The organism is Dolichospermum sp. DET69 (assembly GCA_017355425.1).
GTDB lineage: Bacteria > Cyanobacteriota > Cyanobacteriia > Cyanobacteriales > Nostocaceae > Dolichospermum.
Genome location: CP070233.1, coordinates 2,804,474 through 2,828,186, shown reverse-complemented (window position 1 = coordinate 2,828,186; position 23,713 = coordinate 2,804,474). Strand labels below are relative to the sequence as shown.

At 36.1% G+C, this 23,713-nt stretch carries 28 protein-coding genes and 1 pseudogene; 15 read left to right on the top strand and 14 right to left on the bottom strand.

What is annotated here, in order from left to right; genetic code table 11:
• Positions 1-60: 60 nt before the first annotated feature.
• The 3 genes from rnhA to EZY12_12960 form a co-directional block, all read right to left on the bottom strand.
• On the bottom strand, positions 61-969 hold the full coding sequence (gene rnhA, locus EZY12_12970) for a ribonuclease HI (protein QSX70379.1): 909 nt from the start codon (positions 967-969) through the stop codon (positions 61-63).
• Between the two features lie 33 nt (positions 970-1,002).
• Complete coding sequence (locus tag EZY12_12965) at positions 1,003-1,410, bottom strand: GNAT family N-acetyltransferase (protein ID QSX70378.1); 408 nt, start codon at positions 1,408-1,410, stop codon at positions 1,003-1,005.
• A gap of 103 nt (positions 1,411-1,513) precedes the next feature.
• Positions 1,514-2,077, bottom strand: a complete 564-nt coding sequence (locus EZY12_12960; GenBank protein QSX70377.1) for a pyridoxamine 5'-phosphate oxidase family protein — start codon at positions 2,075-2,077, stop codon at positions 1,514-1,516.
• Between the two features lie 69 nt (positions 2,078-2,146).
• On the opposite strand from EZY12_12960, the gene EZY12_12955 reads away from it, so the two are divergent.
• Entirely contained in the window at positions 2,147-3,085 is a 939-nt protein-coding gene (locus EZY12_12955; GenBank protein ID QSX70376.1) for a 1-aminocyclopropane-1-carboxylate deaminase/D-cysteine desulfhydrase, read from the top strand.
• A 20-nt stretch (positions 3,086-3,105) separates the two neighbouring features.
• On the opposite strand, the gene EZY12_12950 is transcribed toward EZY12_12955, so the two are convergent.
• The 5 genes and pseudogenes from EZY12_12950 to EZY12_12930 form a co-directional block, all read right to left on the bottom strand.
• Positions 3,106-3,366, bottom strand: coding sequence for a hypothetical protein (locus EZY12_12950; GenBank protein ID QSX70375.1), 261 nt, complete (start codon positions 3,364-3,366; stop codon positions 3,106-3,108).
• Positions 3,367-3,438: 72 nt separating this feature from the next.
• On the bottom strand, positions 3,439-4,023 hold the full coding sequence (locus tag EZY12_12945; GenBank protein QSX70374.1) for a Uma2 family endonuclease: 585 nt from the start codon (positions 4,021-4,023) through the stop codon (positions 3,439-3,441).
• Between the two features lie 148 nt (positions 4,024-4,171).
• Positions 4,172-4,447, bottom strand: a pseudogene (locus EZY12_12940) (hypothetical protein).
• A 2-nt stretch (positions 4,448-4,449) separates the two neighbouring features.
• On the bottom strand, positions 4,450-5,544 hold the full coding sequence (locus tag EZY12_12935; GenBank protein ID QSX70373.1) for an AAA family ATPase: 1,095 nt from the start codon (positions 5,542-5,544) through the stop codon (positions 4,450-4,452).
• A 97-nt stretch (positions 5,545-5,641) separates the two neighbouring features.
• Positions 5,642-6,085, bottom strand: a complete 444-nt coding sequence (locus EZY12_12930) for a pentapeptide repeat-containing protein (GenBank protein ID QSX70372.1) — start codon at positions 6,083-6,085, stop codon at positions 5,642-5,644.
• Positions 6,086-6,214: 129 nt separating this feature from the next.
• On the opposite strand from EZY12_12930, the gene EZY12_12925 reads away from it, so the two are divergent.
• Both EZY12_12925 and EZY12_12920 read left to right on the top strand, forming a co-directional pair.
• On the top strand, positions 6,215-6,406 hold the full coding sequence (locus tag EZY12_12925) for a type II toxin-antitoxin system HicA family toxin (GenBank protein QSX70371.1): 192 nt from the start codon (positions 6,215-6,217) through the stop codon (positions 6,404-6,406).
• On the top strand, positions 6,406-6,621 hold the full coding sequence (locus EZY12_12920; GenBank protein QSX70370.1) for a type II toxin-antitoxin system HicB family antitoxin: 216 nt from the start codon (positions 6,406-6,408) through the stop codon (positions 6,619-6,621). The genes EZY12_12925 and EZY12_12920 overlap by 1 nt, the downstream gene beginning before the upstream one ends.
• A gap of 42 nt (positions 6,622-6,663) precedes the next feature.
• On the opposite strand, the gene alaS is transcribed toward EZY12_12920, so the two are convergent.
• Positions 6,664-9,306: an alanine--tRNA ligase gene (gene alaS, locus EZY12_12915; protein ID QSX70369.1), complete on the bottom strand. Its 2,643-nt coding sequence runs from the start codon at positions 9,304-9,306 to the stop codon at positions 6,664-6,666.
• 501 nt (positions 9,307-9,807) lie between these two features.
• Between alaS and EZY12_12910 the strand changes: the two genes are divergently transcribed.
• Positions 9,808-10,035, top strand: coding sequence for a type II toxin-antitoxin system HicB family antitoxin (locus EZY12_12910; GenBank protein QSX70368.1), 228 nt, complete (start codon positions 9,808-9,810; stop codon positions 10,033-10,035).
• Between the two features lie 12 nt (positions 10,036-10,047).
• Here the strand turns inward: EZY12_12910 and EZY12_12905 are convergent, their stop codons facing one another.
• Positions 10,048-10,716 (bottom strand): ATP-dependent Zn protease, encoded by a 669-nt coding sequence (locus EZY12_12905; protein QSX70367.1) that lies wholly within the window; start codon positions 10,714-10,716, stop codon positions 10,048-10,050.
• A gap of 128 nt (positions 10,717-10,844) precedes the next feature.
• Here EZY12_12905 and EZY12_12900 point away from each other — a divergent pair, with 128 nt between their 5' ends.
• From EZY12_12900 to EZY12_12855, 10 genes are all read left to right on the top strand, one after another.
• On the top strand, positions 10,845-11,414 hold the full coding sequence (locus EZY12_12900) for a Uma2 family endonuclease (protein ID QSX70366.1): 570 nt from the start codon (positions 10,845-10,847) through the stop codon (positions 11,412-11,414).
• A gap of 274 nt (positions 11,415-11,688) precedes the next feature.
• Complete coding sequence (locus EZY12_12895) at positions 11,689-12,864, top strand: ISH3 family transposase (GenBank protein ID QSX70365.1); 1,176 nt, start codon at positions 11,689-11,691, stop codon at positions 12,862-12,864.
• A 256-nt stretch (positions 12,865-13,120) separates the two neighbouring features.
• Positions 13,121-14,767, top strand: a complete 1,647-nt coding sequence (locus tag EZY12_12890; protein ID QSX70364.1) for a lipoxygenase — start codon at positions 13,121-13,123, stop codon at positions 14,765-14,767.
• Between the two features lie 711 nt (positions 14,768-15,478).
• Entirely contained in the window at positions 15,479-15,814 is a 336-nt protein-coding gene (locus EZY12_12885; GenBank protein ID QSX70363.1) for a cation:proton antiporter subunit C, read from the top strand.
• The gene (locus EZY12_12880) at positions 15,811-17,244 is read left to right on the top strand and encodes a cation:proton antiporter (GenBank protein ID QSX70362.1); all 1,434 of its coding nucleotides are present in this window, start codon (positions 15,811-15,813) and stop codon (positions 17,242-17,244) included. Before EZY12_12885 ends, EZY12_12880 begins: the two co-directional genes overlap by 4 nt.
• On the top strand, positions 17,241-17,621 hold the full coding sequence (locus EZY12_12875) for a Na+/H+ antiporter subunit E (protein ID QSX70361.1): 381 nt from the start codon (positions 17,241-17,243) through the stop codon (positions 17,619-17,621). The genes EZY12_12880 and EZY12_12875 overlap by 4 nt, the downstream gene beginning before the upstream one ends.
• A 2-nt stretch (positions 17,622-17,623) precedes the next feature.
• Entirely contained in the window at positions 17,624-17,881 is a 258-nt protein-coding gene (locus tag EZY12_12870; protein ID QSX70360.1) for a hypothetical protein, read from the top strand.
• Complete coding sequence (locus EZY12_12865; protein QSX70359.1) at positions 17,878-18,156, top strand: monovalent cation/H(+) antiporter subunit G; 279 nt, start codon at positions 17,878-17,880, stop codon at positions 18,154-18,156. Before EZY12_12870 ends, EZY12_12865 begins: the two co-directional genes overlap by 4 nt.
• Positions 18,149-18,715 carry a DUF4040 domain-containing protein gene (locus tag EZY12_12860; protein QSX70358.1) on the top strand — a complete coding sequence of 189 codons (567 nt, stop codon included), beginning with the start codon at positions 18,149-18,151 and terminating at the stop codon, positions 18,713-18,715. Before EZY12_12865 ends, EZY12_12860 begins: the two co-directional genes overlap by 8 nt.
• Positions 18,712-19,374 carry a Na(+)/H(+) antiporter subunit B gene (locus tag EZY12_12855; protein ID QSX70357.1) on the top strand — a complete coding sequence of 221 codons (663 nt, stop codon included), beginning with the start codon at positions 18,712-18,714 and terminating at the stop codon, positions 19,372-19,374. Before EZY12_12860 ends, EZY12_12855 begins: the two co-directional genes overlap by 4 nt.
• Before the next feature lie 143 nt (positions 19,375-19,517).
• Here EZY12_12855 and dusB read toward each other — a convergent pair whose 3' ends face one another.
• On the bottom strand, positions 19,518-20,573 hold the full coding sequence (gene dusB / locus EZY12_12850; protein ID QSX70356.1) for a tRNA dihydrouridine synthase DusB: 1,056 nt from the start codon (positions 20,571-20,573) through the stop codon (positions 19,518-19,520).
• Positions 20,574-20,683: 110 nt separating this feature from the next.
• Here dusB and EZY12_12845 point away from each other — a divergent pair, with 110 nt between their 5' ends.
• Positions 20,684-21,175, top strand: a complete 492-nt coding sequence (locus EZY12_12845) for an NINE protein (protein ID QSX70355.1) — start codon at positions 20,684-20,686, stop codon at positions 21,173-21,175.
• A 15-nt stretch (positions 21,176-21,190) separates the two neighbouring features.
• Here EZY12_12845 and EZY12_12840 read toward each other — a convergent pair whose 3' ends face one another.
• From EZY12_12840 to EZY12_12830, 3 genes are all read right to left on the bottom strand, one after another.
• Positions 21,191-21,676 (bottom strand): DUF2996 domain-containing protein, encoded by a 486-nt coding sequence (locus EZY12_12840; GenBank protein QSX70354.1) that lies wholly within the window; start codon positions 21,674-21,676, stop codon positions 21,191-21,193.
• 162 nt (positions 21,677-21,838) lie between these two features.
• Entirely contained in the window at positions 21,839-22,603 is a 765-nt protein-coding gene (locus EZY12_12835; protein QSX70353.1) for an SDR family oxidoreductase, read from the bottom strand.
• A gap of 269 nt (positions 22,604-22,872) precedes the next feature.
• Positions 22,873-23,685: a nuclear transport factor 2 family protein gene (locus tag EZY12_12830; protein QSX70352.1), complete on the bottom strand. Its 813-nt coding sequence runs from the start codon at positions 23,683-23,685 to the stop codon at positions 22,873-22,875.
• Positions 23,686-23,713: the final 28 nt, after the last annotated feature.

Below are 23,713 nucleotides of genomic sequence, written 5' to 3'. Positions count from 1 at the left end.
TCCGAATCTATGAAAAGCTTATGCTGTATTCATTCTAAATTCTAAATTCTAAATTCCCAATTAATCTACTTCTGTTTCTACTTTGTCCCCACGTTCAAGTTCCCAGAGAATTTGATTACCTTCCCGTCTTACCCGTGAAACTATCCAATTTCGCCAACGCCATTCGTCACCCCGGCTGGTAACGGCGCTAGAGTGGACACTCATCAAGTCTGCTAATTCTGAACTGGTAATTAAATAGCCTTTTGTGGCTATTTCGTCCGCAATACGCAAAGTTTCCACCAAGTTGCGAAGTTGTAAAACCCTAATTTCAGTGGGTTGTTCGTTGGTTGTAGTCGCAGTTGGTGTAGTAGATGGTTCCATAGTGCTTGTATCTAATGCAGACGGACTGCTTTCCAGTGTATTTTTATTGGTTATTGTAGAGTTTATGGGATCATCTAATACTTTGACTACGCTTGTTTGCCCAATTTTAGGTAAAGTTTCGTGAAGAAATTCGGGTAATGACTGTTTGAGGTGGGGGATTTTATGGTTTGCGAAGGAACGAGCAATGACATCACAACGTTCATTACCAACATTACCAGAATGCCCCTTGACGTGTTGCCATTGTACCAGTCGGCTGTTGAGTTCATCTAGGATTTCTAAAAGGTCTTGGTTTTGTACAGGATTCCCATCTGACTTTTTCCAGCCGTTCTTTTTCCAGCCTTTCACCCATTTTGTCACACAATCAATTACATATTTACTATCGGTGTACAGAGTAATAGGTTCATTTTGTTGAGATGATTTGAAAAATTCCAAGGCAGCGATCGCAGCTTGCATTTCCATTTTATTATTGGTGGTGTGATGAGATGAATCACCCATTTCATGCACTGAACCATCATGAAAATAGACAACTGTACCCCAACCACCAGGTCCAGGATTGCCTGTGCAAGCACCATCTGTATATATACTTTGAATTATGCGTTGATTAGACATGATCAAATTATGAATTTCTCAAGGATTGCTATATTATTGATAACGGTACATTAATTCCAATTTCACAATATCAGTGAAACCCCAACGTTGATAAAATGGTATCATCTCTGGTAAACAGAACAAAGCAATATTTTCAACTTCTTTTAATTGGGGATGATTAACGACTTCATCTAATAATTTAGCACCAAATCCCATTTTTCTATAACTTGGTTTCACAATAACATCATAAATAACTCCGCGATAAACAAAATCAGTAAGAATCCGACAAAAACCAATTAGTTCTTTTTGTTCGTTTACTAAAGCGATAATCATATCAGATGCAGCCAACATTTTGACAACTCCTTGATATGTGCGGTTATGACTCCAGAATTCATTTTTGTATAATTCCACCAGTTGAGAAACTTGACTTTCATCTAATTGGTTTATAACTTGGTAATTCATTTTTTTAAATTTTATTAAGCCTCTAATTAATCTATAGGCATTGTAAGTGATTTTTGAAAAATATTAAGTCTGGTGGGCAATGCCCACCCTACCTTTTCAAAAATCAAACCGAATTCTGAGCTTTATTCAAAGGAGTAGATAAACCGTCAATACTGATAAGATTGTTTTTTTGTTGATATTCCTTAACTCCTTCTTCTCCTTTTTTACTAGCCCAATTAACTAAAGTTTCTCTTTGTCCTTGATATTCATACAACGGGACACCAAAACCACAAGAAGTTTGGACTCGTTCAATATCTGCAATAATAATTTGTCGAGTTCCCGGAAGAGGAGGAAATAACGGATAGAGAGAATTCCACTCAGGAGAATCTGGTAAAATAGTTTGTCCTTGACCATAAAGACGAAGAATACAAGCAGGTTCTTGAAAAGCGCAAAACATCAAGGTTATCCGCCCATTTTCCTGCAAATGAGCAGATGTTTCATTACCACTACCTGTAACATCTAAATAACCCACTCGGTGGGGGGAGAGTATGCGAAAACTTTCTAAACCCTTGGGAGAAAGGTTGACATGGCCTGTCGAACTTAGAGGTGCAGTACCGACAAAAAACATCTTTTGAGTAACAATAAATTTTTCTAATTCTTCTGTGATAAAGTCAAAAACTTTAGTCATAATTGATGGATATTTTTTGTAACCTTAGTATTTTATACTATTCTCATAAATCTTAACTTTTTTTGGAAAATGTCCTCAACTTTTTTTCCTCCACTTATTCAACAAATTAATAGTGATATTGGGACTAATGCAGGTGTTGAATTATACGTTTTACGTTTGGATATCATGCACCCGCAAATTAACGGTAATAAATGGTTTAAGCTGAAATATAATCTTGTGGAAGCTAAAGAGAGAAATTTATCCACAATTCTTACTTTTGGTGGTGCTTATTCTAATCATATTTATGCTACCGCAGCCGCAGGAAATCTATTTGGTTTTCGGACTATTGGGGTAATTCGGGGAGAGGAAAATATCCCTCTCAATCCTACTTTACAATTTGCAGTAGCACAGGGTATGGAATTAGTATATATTGATCGGCAAACATATAAAAAACGCCATACAAAGGAATTACAAAATCAGTTAACACAACAATTTGGGGAAGTATTTATTATTCCTGAAGGGGGTGGTAATTTAAATGGTATGCGTGGTTGTATAGAGATATTACAAACAGTTAAAGGATTTAATACTATCTGTTTAGCTTGCGGCACAGGAACAACATTAGCAGGTATGACATTATCATTAAGTCCAGAACAAAAGGTAATTGGTTTTCCTGTTTTGAAAGGTGGTGATTTTCTCAAAGAAGATATCAATAACTTATTAACAAGTTATCTGAATTCTGGCTTACCTGCACCTGTTAATTCTCCTGCACCTTGGCAACTTGTATCTAATTATCATTTTGGTGGTTATGCTCAGGTAAATAATGAATTAAAGTTATTTTGTCAAGATTTTCAAGCACAACATGATATACCTTTAGATTATATATATACAGGGAAAATGTTTTATGGAGTTATGGATTTAATCGCTAAAGGTTTTTTTAAGTCAGAATCTTTATTGTTAATTCATACTGGAGGTTTACAAGGAAATCAGAATAATAAGATCCCTGATTTATCCCATAAGTCGGGGATCTAGAAATGATCCTTTTTCACAAATTAAGCGTGTAAATTAGCCTGTTCTTGTAACCAAGGATCTACAGGTTGTCCGTCTCTACGTTTTAATTCTATTTCTATTACCATGACTTCTTTAGAACCAGGAGGTGCAGGTTTTTTATGAAAGATAATCTCAAAATCTAAGGGATTTTGATTATGTTCTTTTAACCAATCTTGAACTTTGGTAAGGGCAAAAAATGATTGTCCTTGGGCAAACATTTGGGTAATTTGCATTTGTAATGTGTAAGGATTGATGCGACTCATTTTTATTGACTCCTTGGGTATTTATAATTATGATTATCTCACGCAAAGGCGCAGAGAGGAAGATTGAGTTTTTTATTCTTCTGTGTTGTAATTTACTTTATTATAAATATCTGATAACATAATTTGGCAGGAAATAGAAGCTAGATTTAAGCTAACATCTGCATCTGTAAATTCAGAAAATATCCATTTGTTATTATCAGTTTTAAAATACTGTTCAACGTGCATTGTATATTGGTCAATTAAAATATATTCTTGTAAGCTGGGAATTGTCCGATAAGCTGCAAATTTCTCATCTCTATCATAGCTTTTGGTAGATTTTGACAATACTTCTGCAATCATCACAGGATTTACTAAGGTGTCTTTTCTTCCTTGTTCATATTCTAAGGGGATTTTCACAACCATAATATCAGGGTATGTATGAATTTTTGTGGCAGGAATCCAAAGACGTTGATCTGTGACAAAAACTTGATACGGTTGACGTTTAAGAAGATAATTGAGTGTACCACTAAAATTAAGTGCAAGTTGGTTGTGATTGGGTGTTCCACCTGTCTTATGTATAATTAATCCGTTGATATATTCGTGACGTATTTCTGAATTTACCTCTAATTCTAGGTATTCTTCAGGGGAATAGTAGCGTGTTTCTTGTGCAAGAGTCATAATTTTAATTTATAGGTTTTATGGGTGAGCGATCGCTTCTACAAATTTCTCGACTAGGTTATAATTATAGTCTAGCAGTTTGTTGGAATTGACAAAAAATGAGTGATCAAGACAAAAAATTTATGGTGATATTGTTATCCTTAAATTTTTGCAAACAAGCATTTCTAATACTTTGCCAACGTAAAGAAGCATTATCATCTGCATCTACCATCAAACCTAAATGTGTACATCTCCCAGTTTGTAATTCTGTATATATCAGGTCATAAGTAATATTTTCATAACCTCCACATTCTTGAATTGATATAATTGCTTCTTCTTTTTTCGCTCCCCAAAAAATTCCATTTTTTTCAATTAATTCTGGTATGACTCGTAAATCATCTTGACCTTCAACTAATAGCCTTTTGGGGTGATAATGTTTTGCCATTGCTATCGTACCTCTAATTCTCTTTCAGCAGCAATGACAATTTGTGCTTCATTAAAGACTATGCTTTTTTCTTTACCTTTTTCAATTCTATGAATTCTAATACCATCATCAGTTACATTTTCTTGTTCTGCAATTTCAGCTAAACTTTTCCAACAATCACTATTATGTGTAGTTGCAAAAACCTGGACATTTAATTTTTTCGCTGTATCCCAAATCATTTTCCACATATCAGACATTGCAGTAAAATGAAGTCCAGTATCAATTTCATCTCCAAATAAATATCCATTTTTTACTGATACTATAGCTAATGCGAGTCCTAAAATTCGCCAAATTCCATCTCCCATACTTCCAATAGGTACACGCTGATTACTGTCTCCAAGAAGTAGAACAAAACCACTTCGTGAGTATGGTGAATATCTTAATCTTTGAGGATTAACCGTAGCAATCCGTTGAATTTTTGAATCTATTTTATTAAGTATCTGCTCAATAATTTTTTCATCAGGTGTTAGTACCACTTGATTAAATAACTCTATCATTTGATCAGTTTTCAAAGATGATGATGTGATAAATAGTGTTTTTGTTATTGGATTTTTACCATTTTTTGTACGAGATTTACGTATATAAAATGCGGGAAGTCCACCATTGGATGATACAGGTAATATTATTAAAGGTTCATCTTCTAATTCAGGAATCCAAGAAACTCTAAATTGAAGTTCTTTAAGTTCATCTGGTATTTCCTCATCACTAGGAAGTAATTCTATTGATAAAGTTAGGTTATTTTGATTATTATCTATGATAGATAATTGACTTCCTGGTTCAATTTCGTGACCATAAAACAAGTGACGAATATCAAGTTCTCCATCTCTTCCAATTTCACCTTCTCTCCTCAGTTCATCATCATAAAAATATTCACTGCGGTTATTCATTCTTTCACGCAGTATTTCTAAATTACAACGTGAACATAAAAGCTGAATAGCTTCGAGTATTGATGTTTTACCGCTATTATTTTCACCAACTAGTAAGTTAATTCTTCCTAGTTGTTGAAGTTCAAAAGATTTGAAGCAGCGAAAGTTCTCTATTTTTACACTTTTTAGCATGGTTTATCAATGAAGATAATAGAGAAATAATGACCAAGTTTATTATATCAGATCCCTGACTTATTCAAGAAGTCGCTTATCTATCCAATTACATTGCTCACAATGATATCCTAGAGCATCCTATTGCTTTATTATTAATAATTTCCCAAATTAAATAATATTTTTCATGGATTTTAGTTTGCTCATCAAAAATTGCATCTTTTAAAAGAGCATAATCTAAACAAGCATCCGTTAAATCAGCCCCAGATAGGTTTGCCTCAGTAAAATCTGTACCAGTGAGATTTGCACCAGTAAAATTTGCATCAGTAAGGTTTGCACCAGTAAAATTTGCTCCTTTTAAGGTTGAATAACTTAAATTAATTTCTGTCAATATTTTATTGCTAAAATTTGGAGGTTCATGAATACTGCCAGCTTTCACTGAACGTCTTTTAGAGTTTCTTCGATAAATTTTGTATAATACTTGATTACTAAAATCTCTCTCACCTCTGTTATAGAGTTTTACAAGTTTTATATCTTCCATTTCCACCTGATTAAAAATCATACAACTCCTTAAACTAATTTAATAAATAACTAAAATTTTCTATTCTGTAGATTAAATACATTATACTTAATAAATTAGTGTTATTACGCTTAATTTATCAAATTACTAATCACGCTATGATAGTAAACAATGAAAGTTAAAGAAGTTCTGAAAATCCTAGAAGATGATGGTTGGTATATAGATCGCATTAGAGGTAGTCACCGTATCCTCAAAAATGAAAATAAATCAGGTATTGTAGTTGTACCTGGAAAACCAAGTGATGATATTCCCATAGGTACACTTTCATCAATTTGGAAACAAGCAAAATTAGGAGAAATATAATGATTGAGTACACAGTAATTTATGAACGTGGTGAAACAAACTGGGGTGCTTATGTTCCTGACTTACCCGGTTGTGTCAGCATTGGGGATACTTTAGCAGAAGTACAGGAAAATATTAAAGAAGCTATAGAATTGTATTTGGAAGTATTGAAAGAAGATGGAAAACCTATACCTAGACCTTCTACAGAAGTTGGTAAAGTTGCAGTGACTATATAAATCCAGATCCCCGACTTCTTTGAGAAGTCGGGGATCTAAATCCTATTTCAACCCTGCTAATAAATCATTTTTCGCAGTTTCCAAAGCTTCCGGTAACTTACTTGCGTCTCTTCCCCCAGCTTGCGCGAGGTTGGGTTTTCCACCACCACCACCACCACAAATTTTAGCTATAGTTCCCACAAATTTCCCAGCTTGGACACCTTTTTTATTCACTTCAGAACTAAAAGCTGCAACGATACTCACTTTTCCTGCTTCGGGAATAGAACCTAAAACCACTGCACCATTACCGATTTTTTGCAGCAATCTTTCCGCAGCAGCTTTTAATGATTCTGCGTCAATATCTTCCAGTTGAGAAACAATAATTTTATGTTCTCCGATGATTTTCGCAGTTTGTAATAAGCTGTCAGATTTGACTATTGCTAGTTGTGATTTCAGGCTTTGAATTTCTTTTTCGTTGTTGCGAAGTTCAGTTTGTAGAGTTGTGATTCTGTCGGGTATTTCTTCTGGTTTGACTTTAAAGCGATCGCACAAATCCTTCACAACTATATCACGCACATTCAAATAATCCAACACCGCAGCCCCGGAAACCGCCTCTATTCTTCTCACCCCAGAAGCAACTCCCGCTTCAGAAATGATTTTGAAAACGCCAATTTCCGCAGTATTATTAACATGAGTTCCCCCGCATAACTCCATCGAAACTCCAGGGAAATCAATCACCCGCACTTGATCACCGTACTTTTCCCCAAACATTGCTACTGCACCTTTAGCTTTTGCTGCTGCTATGGGCATCTCTTCTATTGTAGCAGGATGAGCTTCAGAAATCCAACTATTTACTAATTCTTCAATTTGGATAACTTCCTCAATAGTTAAAGCGCGAGGACAGTTAAAATCAAAGCGCAATCTATCAAAAGAAACTAAAGAACCAGCTTGAGAAATTCCTTCATCAACAACTTTTTTTAAAGCAGCTTGTAATAAATGAGTTGCTGTATGATTAGCTTGAGCGCGACGACGACAACCCCGATCAATTTGCGCGGTAATTTCATCACCAATTCTAATTGTTCCCCGTTCAATACGTCCGAAATGAATAAAGAAATCAGATTCTTTTTTCACATCTTCAATTCTGACTAAAACACCATCACCGGAAATATATCCTTTATCGCCAATTTGTCCACCTGATTCAGCGTAAAAAGGTGTTTTATCTAAAACAATTTGCACTTCTGTTCCTGCTTCTGCTGCTTCTTCAGAAACACCAGCAACTAATAAAACTTCAATTTTTGCAGTTGTTGTTAATTGGGTATATCCAATGAATTGTGTAGAGTGAATATGTTCTGCAAGTTTATCTAAAGAACCTTGTACAGTTAAATCAATAGTTTCGTGTGCTGCTTTTGCCCGTTCTACCTGTTTTTGCATTTCTGCATTGAAACCATCGACATCAACAGTGAGGTTATTTTCCTCTAGAATTTCTTGGGTTAATTCTAATGGAAAACCGTAGGTATCATAAAGGGTAAAAGCACTTTCACCACTAATAGAAGTTTGTCCTTGTTGTTTCCCCGTTTGGATAATTTCTGCTAACAGTTTTTCTCCTCTATCCAGAGTTTTTAAGAAATTAACTTCTTCTCTTTGTAATTCAGCCTTAATAGCAGTTTCCCGTTGTCGTAAATCGGGATAAATTGATTCAGAAAGAGAAATTGCGGTTTCTGCAACTTGGTTAATAAATTCCCCAGAAATACCAATTAATCTGCCATGTCTAACAACGCGACGAATCAAACGCCGTAAAACGTAACCTCTACCAACATTAGAAGCGCGAATTTCATCGGCTATCATGTGAACCACAGAACGCACATGATCACCAATTACCTTTAAAGAAACTTTTGTATTTTCATCACTTTCGTAATAATCAATTTTGGCAATTTTCGCCGCAGTTTCAATAATCGGGAAAATCAAATCTGTTTCATAATTATTCGGCTTCTTTTGCAGGATTTGCGCCATTCTTTCCAAACCCATTCCCGTGTCAATATTCTTGTTTTGTAACGGGGTTAAATTTCCTGACGCATCCCGATTATATTGCATAAATACCAAGTTATAAAACTCGATAAATCGGGTATCATCTTCCAAATCAATATTATCTTCACCTCGTTCTGGATGAAAATCATAATAAATTTCCGAACATGGTCCACAGGGTCCAGTAATTCCAGATACCCAAAAATTATCATCTGCACCCATGCGCTTAATGCGTTTTTCATTTACACCAATTGTATCGCGCCAGATGGTAAAAGCTTCATCATCATCTTCAAACACACTGACAACGAGATTTTGAGGAGAGAAACCAAAGACTTGAGTGGATAATTCCCAACCCCAAGCGATCGCCTGTGGTTTAAAATAATCACCAAAGCTAAAATTACCCAACATTTCAAAAAATGTATGATGGCGGTGAGTCCGGCCCACATTTTCGATATCATTGGTACGAATACACTTTTGCGATGTCGTAGCGCGTTTAAATTCCGGCGTGCGCTGTCCCAGAAAAATCGGCTTAAATGGCAACATTCCCGCAATAGTTAGCAGAACAGTCGGATCTTCTGGTACAAGGGAAGCGCTGGGAAGCGGTTGGTGTCCCCGTTGGCTGTAGAAGTCGAGGAATAATTGACGAATATCGTTACCGCTAAGATACTGGGGAATTGAAGACATGAGTTTTTAAGAAATCAAATTTAATTAAATGGGGAAAATCTGCAAAAAGCATCCTTTCTAGTTTATAACTTATGACAGGAAATAAGAAATATAGTCAGCTTTCAGTCTCTTGCGTCAGGCTTTCTCATTGCTCATTGGTATCAAATTAATATCAATTGATATATTTTGATAATATTAGACATCTCCAAAAATTAAATATACGTGACCCGTAACCTTTGTAGAAACGTTCCATGGAACGTCTCTACATTCTTTTTTGGAGATGTCTATTGCCGTTGCAAAAATGCCCAAAGAAATCAGAGAATTAAAAAGTTTACTTAAAAAAGCCGGGTTTATTTACCGTTCAGCAAAGGGAAGTCATACCCGCTGATATCATCCTTTATTACCAGGACATCCTATTACTATATCTGGTAAAGATAGAGATGAGGCTAAACTCTATATAGAAAAGGAAGTTAACTAGAAGTTAGCGAAATTAAAATCAATTCAAGAAGAGGAGTTAGAAGCATGAATTTACCTTATACTATCATTATTCAATGGAGTAGTGAAGATAAATGTTATTTAGTTCATTTACCTGAATTTCCTACGCAAAAATATCATACTCATGGTGATACTTATGAAGAAGCTGTTAAAAATGCTCAAGAAGTGATAGAAATGTTAATTGCTGAATATCAAGAAGATGGAAAACCTTTACCTCTAGCTAAATCTTTAGAACAATTGATTCATGTAGCTTAATTGATTTATGCACTACCCAATAACTTTTGTACATTCCTCAACACTAACCCTCTTTCTCATTGCTGTCACCAAAGCTTGATAACTATCCCAATTTTCCTCAATCAGATTTTTAGACTGGAGAAGATGAAACCGTTGTTTTTGCTGATAAACTGCTTCTGAGAAACCCAGAACTTGCAACATTTCAGTTAACTTAAATTTATCATCATTGCCACCTTCAGATGATTTAAAAACCAAAGTTTCCGCAGCAATTCCCGCCATCCAAATAGTACAATAACGGTCGAGCATTTGGGCGCTAATTTGACCTGTTTCTATTTGCGCTGTTAATTCCCTATCTTCTAAACTTATTCCCCCTTGTCCTGGTTGTCCTTTTTTCCAAGCTTCCCAAGCACTGAGAGTATAGTCAGTTATCGCAATTCCTAACAGGTGAGCAACGAGAAAATGACCTGCTTCATGATGTAAAATTCGTTCTTTATATTCTGGAGAAAATCGCGCCATGAAGTCTAATACTATCGTTCCTCCCTTTCCTTGAAAGCTGAAATTATCTAAAGTCGCAATTCCCAAAAATGTCACCGTAGCTAAAGCTGGAATTGTTGGAGAAAGATGGATCAATGGTCCTAATAGGCTAGAAAAAGTCATCAAGAAGACAAAGATAGCAACAAGATTTATGGCAGTTTGACTCATGGGAAGTTTTTTAATTCTTTGAATTTATTTGAGAACATAGATCCCCGACTTCTTAAAGAAGTCGGGGATCTGAATGAATTGACTATAATAAAAGCATACAATAATTCCTCAAGCAGCAAATCAAAATTATGCAATCTCCATTAAATATTCTTAGTGTAGAAGAATACCTAGAAGCAGAAGAATCAAGCGATATTCGCCATGAATATGTAGCCGGACAAATTTTCGCAATGGCGGGTGCAAGCGAAGAACATAACTTGATAGCAGGTAATATCTACGCCATATTACGTCCTCATTTGCGCGGAAGTTCCTGTCGTGCTTTTGTTTCAGATATGAAAGTACAAGTCAAAATCAGAAACGCTAATATATTCTACTATCCTGATCTGATTGTCACTTGTGATCCTGAAGATAATGAAAGGTATTTTAAAACTCGTCCGAACTTAATTATAGAAGTTTTATCTAGTTCTACAGTAAAAACAGACAAACGCGAAAAACGCATCAATTATCAAACTATAGATAGTTTAAAAGAATATATTTTAGTCTACCAAAGCCAAATAAAAGTAGAAGTTTATCGTCAAGATGATCAAGGAAATTGGTTAACGGAAGTTTTAGGAAAAGATGATAAATTACGTTTAGATTCAGTAGATTTAACTTTAACAATAGCAGATATTTATGAAGATGTGGTAACGGGTAATTGGTAATTGGATGCTTTCATCTGTACTACAAAAGAAAAGTATTATTTCCAGCCTTATTTATCCAAAATACTTAAATCAGTAAACCAAAAAGTTTTTCCCAAAGAGTGATTTTTACGGAGTGCTGACGCTATTGCTACAGACGCAGCAGGCATCACTAACAAAATACGACAGATACTCATGTACTATAGAATACCAAATATATAAGAAATAGTTATCATAATTTGCACTGGATCAAAATATGAAATGATGAAAGTAGTGTGTAGCATATTGGCTGAAAAAATTGACTGTTTCATCTCTAACAAAAGCCACGCGGGGCGAGTCTACAGAAGAACTCGTTTTAACCGACTCAGAAACTCTTGATGAGGTTATTCAGTGTTTAGTAGAAAATTTTTCGATTGAAACGCAAGGAGCCTGTGACCAACAAACTTTATTCGAGATTCTGGTTAAAGCAGCCAGCACTGGAGACAGTATTGAAAACACAGCTAAATTGTTAAAAAATATTCCGACAGCTAATGATATTAGATATCATCTCAATAAAATTAACAATTTTGAGGAATTAGAAGCGCAAATAAATCAAGCATTAAAAAGTCGAATTCCTTTAGGATTAAAAAAAGGGTGTTTGAAAATAGCGATTGATTTAAATTTAATTTGTTATTATGGTCAACCAACATCGTCAGAATTACCCTACATATATCGAAGTGAAGCTAAATCTGGTACTAATTCATTTTATGCCTATGCCACTTTATATGTTATTAGTAATAATAAGCGTGTAACTCTAGCAATAAGAGGTGTTCGCCAATTAGATACTAGTGTGGCTTTAATTACTTATTTATTAGCAGAACTTGAATCCCTAAAAATAAATGTAAAAAAACTCTATTTGGATAGGGGATTTTTTAATACTCCTGTAATTAGATGGTTACAGGCATTAGATATTCCCTTTCTTATGCCTGCTATCAAGACTGGAAAAAAAGGAGGAATCAAACAATTCCTCAAGGGTAAAAAAAGTTATAAAACTACCTATACTATTACAAGAGACAAAGATGATTTTGTCACATTTGATTTATGGATCGTCTGTAAATATAGAAAGGGAAAGCATAAAAAGCATGGGGTTCAATACTTTGTTTATGTTGCTTATAAGGTCAAAACAAATTTAAATTATATCTATCAAGATTATCGAAAAAGATTTGGCATTGAAACCAGTTATCGTCTGAAAAATATTTGTCGAATTAAGACGAATAACAAAAATCCAGTCTTGAGATTACTATTCATTGGAATATCCTTTCTTCTAATTAACATCTGGGTGAATCTACTATGGCTCAAAATCAGTCGTAAAAGGAAAGGTAGTAGATTAATTTATCGCACACTTTTTACACTCAAACAGATGTTAGCCTTTTTATCTCAAGCCCTACAGAAGAAATATCAAGTCGTTGAAAGCATTTATATTCCATCCGGTTAGCGTCAAGAAATTATTAACCAGCTAATCATAAGTAATTATTATCTATACTATGTCTGCTGATTAGAGTATCGGGAATAAAAAAGTATTTTATACTACACAGTATTTGGCGATCTCCCTTCAGGAAAAAACTTTTTGGTTTACTGTAAATATTTATTAAGTTACATTTATATCAGTAACCATGATGTTAGACAATTTAATACAGTCTATTGCATACCAGCATTAGATATTGCCTATTAAATTACTGAGATCAACACCCATGAAGCCATTTCTGCCTCAAAATGATCCCAACAAGGCACAACGCCAATCTTCCCTAGAGAAAGGCCGGAAAGAGTATGAATTTAGGTATGATTTCTTGCCTCCCCTGGCCATGCTCAAAAGCGTACCTCCTTCAGAGAATTTTTCTACCAAGTATATTGCTGAACGGACATTAGAGACAGCCGAACTTGGTGTCAATATGATGGGCGTTAAAGCTCATGCTATTTGGGATCCTCTAGACGAATTGCAAGACTATGAAGACTTTTTTCCTGTTTTGCCTAAACCCAATGTGATGAAAACTTTTGAAACCGATGATTCCTTCGCGGAACAACGGCTTTGTGGGGTAAATCCTGTGGTTATACGGCAGATTAAGCAAATGCCAGTTAACTTTGCCTTTACTATCGAAGAATTGCAAGCTAAGTTTGGCAACTCTATCAATTTGATAGAAAGACTGGCAACAGGAAATCTCTATGTAGCTGATTATAGACCATTGACATTCATTCAAGGTGGCACTTTCGCTAAAGGTAAAAAGTACCTACCAGCCCCCATAGCCTTTTTCTGTTGGCGGAGTTCAGGCTTTCAAGATCGTGGTCAATTGGTCCCTATAGCCATTCAAATCAAGCCAAATTTGGGTAAAGCCAGCCCATTGCTGACTCCTTTTGATGACGCTTTAACCTGGTTTTATGCCAAGTCCTGTGTGCAAATTGCTGATAGTAATCATCATGAAATGAGCAGCCATTTATGCCGGACTCACTTTGTCATGGAACCCTTTGCTGTTGTTACCCCTCGTCAACTAGCCCAAAACCATCCTCTGAGAATATTACTAAAACCCCATTTCCGGTTCATGTTGGCTAACAATGACTTAGCCCGTAAACGTCTGGTTATTAGGGGTGGTCCTGTTGATGAATTATTAGCGGGAACTCTGGCAGAATCACTACAAATTGTTGTAGATACTTATAAAGATTGGAGTTTGGATCAGTTTGCCCTACCAAGAGAACTTAAAAATCGCGGTATGGATGATGTGAAAAACTTGCCACACTATCCTTATCGGGATGATGGAATCTTGTTGTGGAACGCGATTAACAAGTATGTGTTTAACTATTTGGAGCTTTACTACAAGAGTCCCGCAGACTTGAAAGCAGATGTGGAATTGCAAGCTTGGGCGCGAGAATTAGTTGCTCAAGATGGTGGTAGAGTTAAGGGGATGAAAAATAGCATTGATACCTTAGAACAATTAGTTGAGATTGTTACTACTATCCTCTACACCTGTGGACCCCTGCATTCGGCGGTGAATTTCCCCCAATATGAATACATGGGTTTTATTCCTAATATGCCTTTGGCTGCTTATAAACCAATTCAAGAAAAGGGCGATCTTAAAGACCGTCAAGCCCTCATAGATTTTCTTCCACCTGCGAAGCTAACAAGTAGCCAATTGACAACTGTATTTACTCTCTCAGCCTATCGTTATGACAGATTGGGATATTATGAAGATGAAGAATTTGCAGATCCCAATGCTGACAATGTTGTGAATAAATTCCAGCAAGAATTGAATTTGGTACAGAGAAAAATTGAGTTGAGCAATAAAGGACGTTTAGTAAATTACGAATATCTACAACCAAGACTTGTTCTCAATAGCATCAGCATTTAATCCCATCTTTGGGTGATAGCTTGAGTGGCTGTTTGAAAAGTGATATCAGCTATGATTGTTTACCCCCCTTGGAAAGCTACGGTGTACACACATCTCTAGACAGGATGCTAAACGTGATCCGATCCCCCTAAATCCCCCTTAAAAAGGGGGACTTTGAAGAATTTAGCCCCCCTTTTTAAGGGGGGTTGGGGGGATCTAAACGTTGTGGGGCAACTCTAGAAGACTTGTGTGTACACCGTAGCCTTGGAAAGGGGATAACAGAAAATAAAATCAAGTCCCCTTAGAAAGGCTACGGTGTACACACATCTCTAGACAGGATGCTAAACGTGATCCGATCCCCCTAAATCCCCCTTAAAAAGGGGGACTTTGAAGAATTTAGCCCCCCTTTTTCAGGGGGGTTGGGGGGATCTAAACGTTGTGGGGCAACTCTAGAAGACTTGTGTGTACACCGTAGCTTAGAAAGGGGAGGGTTAGGGACTGACATATAAAATACACAATTTCTAGCTTTTGTCAAATTTTATGTTCAGAAAGTTGTTGGGTAATGGATAGCCCTTGTACCAGGATTAAAATTGTCTTCCTAAAAGACCCGCACTTAAACCATTAAGTATAAATATCGTAATCATAAGAATATTTTAGTGTTGATATTGTTTCAGCACTAAAAATTCGTGCTTATATTGAATTAGCACTTTATCCTAAAATTCAATAATTCCCGTGTTAGAAGCGTGTGTACTGGCAACCATATTATGCGGATTTTTTGGGATTATTCTCAAGAGAAACCTGGTAATGAAAATAGTCTCTATGGATGTAATGAGTACAGGTGTGATTGCCTTTTATGTACTAATTGCATCACGAGATGGTTTATTTACTCCCATTATTTCCGAAGTAAAAAATTTTGCTTATGCTGATCCCGTTCCTCAAGCAGTGATTTTAACAGCAATAGTTATTGGCTTTTCTATTCAGGCTTTAATGCTTGTTGGTGTGATGAAATTAGCACGAGATAATCCTACATTAGAATGCGACGAAATCGAGAAAAATAATACACCATGAATACGATTACTATTATTTGGGTTGCAATACCATTTTTTCTAGGGTTCATGATTTTTTTAATCCCCAAACTTAACCGACATTTGACACTTTGGGGGACTATTGCTTCTGCTGCTTATGCGTTCCAGTTATTTCTTGAACCATCACCGATAAAACTGAATTTACTCGATAGTTTTGGTGTGACCTTAATAGCTGATCAGTTAAGCGGTTATTTTATTTTGACTAATGCTTTAGTAACTGCTGCTGTTGTTATTTATTGTTGGCATAGTGATAAAACTGCTTTTTTCTTTGCCCAAACTATTCTTGTTCATGGTAGCTTAAATGCTGCTTTTATTTGTGCGGATTTTGTGAGTTTATATGTCGCTTTAGAAGTAAGCGGTATTGCGGCTTTTTTATTAATTGCTTATCCTCGAAGCGATCGCTCAATTTGGGTAGGTTTACGCTATCTTTTTGTTAGCAATACCTCCATGTTATTTTATCTAGTTGGTGCGGTGCTAGTTTATCAAACACATCATTCCTTTAGTTTTGCAAGTTTAAAGGGATCACCCCCAGAAGCATTAGCATTAATTTTTCTAGGTTTATTCATTAAAGCTGGAATTTTTGTATCAGGATTATGGCTACCTTTAACGCATTCAGAATCAGAAACGCCAGTTTCCGCATTGATGTCAGGAATTGTTGTAAAAGCCAGTGTTTTACCCTTGTTGCGTTGCGCTTTAATTTCCGAGGAAATTAATAGTATAGTCAGTATTTTCGGTGTAGGAACTGCGTTAATGGGTGTATCCTATGCAGTTTTAGAAAAAGATACAAAGCGAATGTTAGCGTTTCATACAATATCCCAATTAGGCTTTATTTTGGTTGCACCGGCAGTAGGTGGGTTTTATGCACTTACTCATGGATTAGTCAAATCATCTTTATTTCTAATTGCAGGTTCTTTGCCCAGTCGTAATTTTAAAGAACTACAAAATAAACCGATTAATACAACAATTTGGATACCTTTAGTCATAGCGAGTTTATCAATTTCTGGTTTTCCTTTATTGGCAGGATTTGGGGCAAAAGTCCTAACTATGAAAAATTTAGAATCCTGGCAATTTATTGCTATGAATGTTGCCGCAGTGGGAACTTCTATATCTTTTGCAAAATTCATTTTCTTACCCCATATAAAAGATGCGGAACAGAATATAAAATCTGGTTTTTGGACAGCAATTATATTTTTGATTACTGGTCTAATTGCAGTAAATTTGATATATTTGCAAGCTTATGACATTGCTGATATTACTAAAGCAATTACGACTATTGCCATTGGTTGGTTAGCATATCATCTCATCTTTAAAAAGTTATCAATTTATTTACCCCGTGTGTTTGAAGAATTTGAACATTTAGTTGGTGTCATGAGTTTAACTTTAATCCTGCTATTTTGGATGGCTTTCCCATGATTGGACATCTCATATTAAGATTATCAATTTGGTTTTTACTCACATCTGATGTGAGTCTAACAAATATTATCATCGGTGTAATTATTGCCTTGGTATTACCACGTGGCTATACATCTCCAGAAAAACTAAAAGATTGGGTAAAGGTGATCATTAAAATCTTTATTGCTATTCCAGTAGCTTTTGTAGAGGCATTTGAAATTATCTTGCGTCCCCATAATCAAGAAGAAATAATCATGGAAAAAGTCAAATTAAAAAGATCACCATTGCTGATTTTTCTAGATATATTTTTGATTACCTTCACACCAAAAACTATAGTTGTAAAATATCACCAAGAAGGTTGGTATGAGGTTCACCAAATTAAACCAAGGAAAAAATAATCATGAACTTAGAAATAGTTTTAATAGCCATGATTTTAGCATTACTTATTCCCATTTATGAAGCCTGGAAAAGTGATGATACCTGGCAGAAAATGTTAGCTTTTGGTAGTATTTCTAGTAAAGTATCAATCATGATTCTCGTGATTTCAGTTTTACGAGACGATTGGATGATTGGTGTAGTAGCATCAATTATTTTGAGTGTAGGAAATGCGGGTTTAATGTTATTAGCACATATTTTGAGAAGAGTGAATGAAGCATGATCAACATTATTAGTTATGTTTGTATATTCATAGGCATAGTTTTTTGGTTTTGGGGAACTTTTCATTTAGTCAGTGACAGATCAATATTATTCAAATTACATGGTCTTTCTGTTGCTGATACACTAGGTTCAATGATGATTATTGTGGGACTTCTACTGAAAATACCTAGCGAATGGCCATTACTTATTTTGGGCATTATTTCCTTAGCAATTTGGAATACTATGCTGGGTTATGTATTAGCATACTGTTCAACTGAGGACGCAAAAAATGAATGATACCTATCTCTATTTAATCATTGCTTTATTACCCTTAACTGCGGGGATATTAATCACTCAAACTAACCCCTATCATGCCTTAGTAATTCGTGGGGTACTTGGTGCGGTAGCTGCAATGGTAGAGGCAGTTTTAGGTGCAGCAGATGTAGCTTTAACAGAAGCATTAATGGGAACGATGCTATCAATTACTTTATATGCAGTAGCAGTCCGTTCATCTTTAGTTTTGCGTTTAGGAGTCATGGCAAATCAAACAATTGCCAAAAATCAAGATGGCGATTTTCAACAACTTATAAACGAGTTCCGTAACGTTTTCAATAAATATTATTTGCGGTTGGAACTTGTACCTTATAGCAATAGGGAAACTTTACAACGGGCATTAATAGAAAAAGAGATTCATGCAACTTGTGCGCTAATAAAAGAAACTGAGCAAACCCACAAAAAATATCAAACTACTATTAGAGTTCAACGCATTTATAACATTATGGAAAGCGCACTTTCCACAGAAAAAACAAGTTTAAACTATATCAATGTTTTAGATTCAGAGGAGAAATATCTATGAAATGGGTTTATATTTTAGCCGGAATAGCTTTATTTGTAAAAATGCTAATAATGCCTGATTCAGAACCAAACATATTAGATATTTCCATTGTGGAAACAGTGGTTAAAGAAAGTGGTGTTCCCAATGCAGTATCAGGGATTATTTTTAGAAATCGGCTATATGATACTATTTTTGAAGTAATTGTATTTACTATCGCCATTCTCGGAGCAAATTTTTTACTAGCCAATGAAAAACCATCTTGTAGTATCTATCAATTCCAAGATCAACCATCCATCATTTTAGCTCGTCTAGGGGCAACAATTGCGGCGTTAGTGGCTATAGAATTAGCAATTAGAGGACATTTGAGTCCTGGGGGTGGTTTTGCGGCTGGTGTGGCTGGGGGAACAGCAATTGGATTAATCGCAATTACTTCATCATATCAGTGGATGCAGGATATTTATCAACGTTGGCACGCTGCAATGTGGGAAAAGATTTCGGTATTAGTTTTTATTGTTTTAGCAGTGATAACTTTATCAGGATTTGAGTTACCACACGGTGAATTAGGAACGCTTTTTAGTGGCGGAATTTTGCCGATATTAAATATCCTAGTTGCTGTTAAAGTAGCATTGGGTTCTTGGGCAGTTCTTTTGATTTTTATTCGTTATCGGGGTTTATTGTAAAAGAAGCTATTGGTATTAAATATGGTAGTACGTAGGGTGCATTAGCGCCAGCGTAATGCACCGTTTATCAAGCTTAAGGTGCGTTACGGCTATGCCTAACACACCCTACAAATACTACAAATACTTAAACTTGTAGTATTGCATTATACTAAGATAATACTATCTACAGTGTCTTCCTCAATTTCATAACCATGAGCGAGTTTTTCTATAGCAGCATCAATCAAATCTAAACCCTGTTGGACAGTTTCTACTAAACTTAACTTACCCCGCAAATCAGCCGCACCCATAAAGCCTTTTGCATACCAAGTCATGTGTTTACGAGCTTGACGGACTCCCCTATCTCCCTTGTATTCCCATAAAGCAAAAAGATGTTCTCGCGCACATTCTAAACGTTGAACTGGATTGGGTGTTGGTAATAGTTCTCCAGTTTTTAAGAAATGATCAACTTCCCCAACTAAAAACGGATAACCTAAAGTTCCCCGAGAACACATTACCCCATCTGCACCAGTTTGTTCTAAACATTTTACCGCAGCTTCCACAGAAAAAATATCTCCATTCCCAATCACAGGAATGGATAGCACTTCTTTAACTTTAGCTATCCATTCCCATCGAGCATTACCATTATAACCTTGAGCGCGAGTGCGTCCATGAACAGTAATCATTTTTGCTCCCGCGTCTTCCATTCTTTTCGCAAAATCAAGGATGGTAATTTCATGATCATTCCAACCAATACGGGTTTTCACAGTTACAGGAACATTTACCGCTTTTACCACTTCTCGTACAATTGCTTCAGCAATTTCCGGTTGACGCAATAAAGAAGAACCCCCACCATTTTTAGTAATCTTATTAACAGGACATCCCATATTAATATCAACAGTATCCGCACCTTCTGCAACCGCTTTTATGGCAGCTTCCGCGAGAAAATCAGGACGGCAATCAAATAATTGAATACTAATAGGTCTTTCCTTGGGATCTACCTCCATGATTTTTGGTAATTGGTTAACATAGTGTAAACCCGTAGCATTAACCATTTCTGTATACATCATTGATTCTGGCGCATAACGCCGCACCAAACGCCGAAACACCATATCAGTCACCCCCGACAAAGGAGACTGTAAAACACGGCTTTTAACCTCAAATGAGCCAATTTTCAAAGGGGTGGAAAGTCTAGCTTGGAGTTCAGGAGAAAGGGAAATCATAGTTTAGAATTAAAAATACAATCGTTAATTAGGGAATCGAGGATTGAGGAGAGGTAGTTACTTAGAGTGTGGATTCTTAATGCAGTAAATCCTAATGGGCATAAATTAAGATGACTATAAAAAATAATCAAAATAAAGACCGTCTTGTTGCCTCTTACATTTTATGTGGTGCTGGTTTTTTTGGTATAGCCGGGTTACATAGATTATATAATGGCAAAACCGCTACTGGTTTATTATGGCTATTTACCTGCGGTTTCTTTTACATGGGGCAAATTTTTGATCTATTGATTATACCGAATATGGTTGACGAATATGAGGAAAAACTGCGACTAAAAGCAGGTTTATCATCTGTAGGTATATCTAATGAACGGATATTTATTTCCCAAGTTTACAAACCCGCTGAGAAACCATTCATTGTCAAACTGATAGAAGCCGCAGAGGCTAACGGTGGTAGTTTAACTGTAACTCAAGGTGTCAAGGCTACACAAACCAGCTTTCTAGAAGTGGAAAATGCACTCAGAGAAATGCTAAAATCAAATCATATTAGAATAGGTAACGACCCCATTTCTGGAGTCGTGACTTATTATTTTGATGAATTGTAAAGTCGCTAGTTCTGACTAATTTCTACCTAGCCATTTTTGACCATTCAAACGATACACTAAGCGAGATACCAACAATTCTAGGGTAGTCTTCCGCTCATCAATTAAAAATGATTCTAAGGTACTAGTTTTTTTACCCTCATTACAGGAAAATCCCTTTTTACCTTGAATATTTTCATCAGGGAAATATACGTTAAACTGGCGCTGTCCCCCTTGCCAAGAACCGATAACTTGCCAGCATTCTTCCGTTGAGTTAAAACCAATGATAGAATACTTCTGTTTGGCAAAAGTCAACTTGACATCTGGCACACCTTCTTTAGTAATTGCTTCTTGCAACGCTGGTAGATAGTGTTGCTGCATAAATTCCTCAAAAGGCTTATCTTCCAAGGCTGGGGCTTTTTCCTTTTTGGCAGCTTTAGCCTCTGCTGGAGGGTTTTCTGAGGCGGTTGCAGCAGGATTAGAAGCTACATCTCCCGCTTGATTTTGATTGGTTTCTTCTGCCATTGCTCACATTGGGGTAGTCAGTTATTTTTATTTTGACATACTAGTACCGCAGGGCGGAATTTAGAATTTAGAATTTAGAATTTAGCTAAAACCTTTGTAGGGACGTTCCATGGAACGTCTCTACATTTATTTCTGGAGATGTCTATTAGCAGTCGAGTTTATTCACACCCGCCGATTAACTAAAGTCGCACTGGCTTGGTCAACTGGCATAAGTACGACTTCATTAATATTAACATGACTAGCTCTAGTAGCACAGAAAAATATTACATCAGCCACATCATCAGGAGTCAAGGGTTTAATTCCTTCATAAACCTTTTTAGCCCGTTCTGTATCACCATGAAAACGCACATCGCTAAATTCTGTTTCTACCATTCCAGGGTCAACAGAAGTCACCCGCACAGGAGTTCCTAATAAGTCTTGTTTTAACCCTTCAGAAATGGCTTTAACTGCCGCTTTTGTCCCACAATAGACGTTACCACCGGGATAGGTTTGATGTCCAGCAATAGAACCGATATTGATGACATGACCAAAATTCCGTTCCACCATTCCTGGTACAATATAGCGAGTCAGGTAAAGCAAACCCTTGATATTAGTATCAATCATTTCTTCCCAATCTTGAAAGTCGCCTTCATGCAATTTACTTAAACCACGACTTAAACCAGCATTATTAATCAGAATATCAATATTCGACCAGGAGGTAGGTAAGTTAGTAATAGCAGATTCTACCGCCACGCGATCGCATACATCAAGTTGTAATAAATGGATTTTGTCAGAGGCAATATCCAAAGAATCAGCTAATTGCTGTAACCGTTCCCACCGTCGTGCAGCTAAAATCAGTTTTGCACCAGCATGAGCAAAAATTTTGGCACAAGCAGCACCAATACCACTACTTGCACCAGTAATTAAAACAATTTGGTTATTAGTCATTAGTCATTAGTCATTAGTCATTAGTCATTAGTCATTAGTCATTAATCATTAGTCATTAGTCATTAATCATTAGTCATTAGTCATTAGTCATTAGTCATTAGTCATTAGTCATTACCCATTACCCATTAGTCATTAGTCATTAGTCATTAGTCATTACCCATTACCCATTACCCATTACCCATTACCCATTAGTCATTAGTCATTAGTCATTACCCATTAGTCATTAGTCATTACCCATTACCCATTACCCATTACCCATTACCCATTACCTACTTTTTAACTACTTGTAATCGCTGTGTAATAATAGTCATATCTTCACCTCTGCGAATTACTGCGGAAACCCATTGAGGACCAGGAGTAGAAGGTGCGCGTCCTGTTTTAAACAGTCCTCCAGAATTAAGAAATTCTAAATTTGCAATTGTGGGGTTGAGAAGTTTATTACCTTGAATGGGTTCTTCCATAGCTGTTCCCAGCAGAAGATCCTCACCTAATGGTTCTTTAACAATGGCATCAAAACTATATTTCTCACCAACTTTTACCTGTTGTGGTAATTTAATTTCTACTTGGGGTGGTTTATTACCAGTGGTTAGTTGAGTCCGTTCTGATAAAATATCTTGATGAACTATTTTTGAACCTGTGACTTTTTGACGCGATTTAATTGTAGACTGAAGAGCTAAATTATTATTACCAGATGCAGTTACACCGCTAATGTTGGTAACTGTTTCCGCAATAATCGTATTGCCTTCAGATTTCCAAGATTCTAGTTTGGTGGTATAACGTAATTTAGGATATCGCTTCCACAGTCCTGTTAAGGATTGTTCCATTGCTTTACGATCTAAGCCATCACCATGAGTAAATGTAGGACTGTAAAATTGCATGACACCATTAACATTACCTTGATTAGCGGCGCTGTCAATTTGTGTTAATAGGTTGGTGAGTGTAGCAGGTGCGGTTCCGGGTTGACCCGCTTGAGCTAATTCCCCAGTGCTGGATAAGCTCATTGCTAGTAAACTGGAAATAAGAGATATACTAACTGTTAATGTGTTGTTACGTTTCATTAATAAAGGGATAATTTTAGCCATAAGTAAGATTTTACTGATTTGATGATAC

Bases quoted from the DNA above. Each gene is read 5' to 3' on its own strand.
- rnhA (QSX70379.1), bottom strand. From the start codon at position 969: ATGTCTAATCAACGCATAATTCAAAGTATATATACAGATGGTGCTTGC.
- EZY12_12965 (QSX70378.1), bottom strand. From the start codon at position 1,410: ATGAATTACCAAGTTATAAACCAATTAGATGAAAGTCAAGTTTCTCAA.
- EZY12_12960 (QSX70377.1), bottom strand. From the start codon at position 2,077: ATGACTAAAGTTTTTGACTTTATCACAGAAGAATTAGAAAAATTTATT.
- EZY12_12955 (QSX70376.1), top strand. From the start codon at position 2,147: ATGTCCTCAACTTTTTTTCCTCCACTTATTCAACAAATTAATAGTGAT.
- EZY12_12950 (QSX70375.1), bottom strand. From the start codon at position 3,366: ATGAGTCGCATCAATCCTTACACATTACAAATGCAAATTACCCAAATG.
- EZY12_12945 (QSX70374.1), bottom strand. From the start codon at position 4,023: ATGACTCTTGCACAAGAAACACGCTACTATTCCCCTGAAGAATACCTA.
- EZY12_12935 (QSX70373.1), bottom strand. From the start codon at position 5,544: ATGCTAAAAAGTGTAAAAATAGAGAACTTTCGCTGCTTCAAATCTTTT.
- EZY12_12930 (QSX70372.1), bottom strand. From the start codon at position 6,085: ATGATTTTTAATCAGGTGGAAATGGAAGATATAAAACTTGTAAAACTC.
- EZY12_12925 (QSX70371.1), top strand. From the start codon at position 6,215: ATGAAAGTTAAAGAAGTTCTGAAAATCCTAGAAGATGATGGTTGGTAT.
- EZY12_12920 (QSX70370.1), top strand. From the start codon at position 6,406: ATGATTGAGTACACAGTAATTTATGAACGTGGTGAAACAAACTGGGGT.
- alaS (QSX70369.1), bottom strand. From the start codon at position 9,306: ATGTCTTCAATTCCCCAGTATCTTAGCGGTAACGATATTCGTCAATTA.
- EZY12_12910 (QSX70368.1), top strand. From the start codon at position 9,808: ATGAATTTACCTTATACTATCATTATTCAATGGAGTAGTGAAGATAAA.
- EZY12_12905 (QSX70367.1), bottom strand. From the start codon at position 10,716: ATGAGTCAAACTGCCATAAATCTTGTTGCTATCTTTGTCTTCTTGATG.
- EZY12_12900 (QSX70366.1), top strand. From the start codon at position 10,845: ATGCAATCTCCATTAAATATTCTTAGTGTAGAAGAATACCTAGAAGCA.
- EZY12_12890 (QSX70364.1), top strand. From the start codon at position 13,121: ATGAAGCCATTTCTGCCTCAAAATGATCCCAACAAGGCACAACGCCAA.
- EZY12_12880 (QSX70362.1), top strand. From the start codon at position 15,811: ATGAATACGATTACTATTATTTGGGTTGCAATACCATTTTTTCTAGGG.
- EZY12_12875 (QSX70361.1), top strand. From the start codon at position 17,241: ATGATTGGACATCTCATATTAAGATTATCAATTTGGTTTTTACTCACA.
- EZY12_12870 (QSX70360.1), top strand. From the start codon at position 17,624: ATGAACTTAGAAATAGTTTTAATAGCCATGATTTTAGCATTACTTATT.
- EZY12_12865 (QSX70359.1), top strand. From the start codon at position 17,878: ATGATCAACATTATTAGTTATGTTTGTATATTCATAGGCATAGTTTTT.
- EZY12_12860 (QSX70358.1), top strand. From the start codon at position 18,149: ATGAATGATACCTATCTCTATTTAATCATTGCTTTATTACCCTTAACT.
- EZY12_12855 (QSX70357.1), top strand. From the start codon at position 18,712: ATGAAATGGGTTTATATTTTAGCCGGAATAGCTTTATTTGTAAAAATG.
- dusB (QSX70356.1), bottom strand. From the start codon at position 20,573: ATGATTTCCCTTTCTCCTGAACTCCAAGCTAGACTTTCCACCCCTTTG.
- EZY12_12845 (QSX70355.1), top strand. From the start codon at position 20,684: ATGACTATAAAAAATAATCAAAATAAAGACCGTCTTGTTGCCTCTTAC.
- EZY12_12840 (QSX70354.1), bottom strand. From the start codon at position 21,676: ATGGCAGAAGAAACCAATCAAAATCAAGCGGGAGATGTAGCTTCTAAT.
- EZY12_12835 (QSX70353.1), bottom strand. From the start codon at position 22,603: ATGACTAATAACCAAATTGTTTTAATTACTGGTGCAAGTAGTGGTATT.
- EZY12_12830 (QSX70352.1), bottom strand. From the start codon at position 23,685: ATGGCTAAAATTATCCCTTTATTAATGAAACGTAACAACACATTAACA.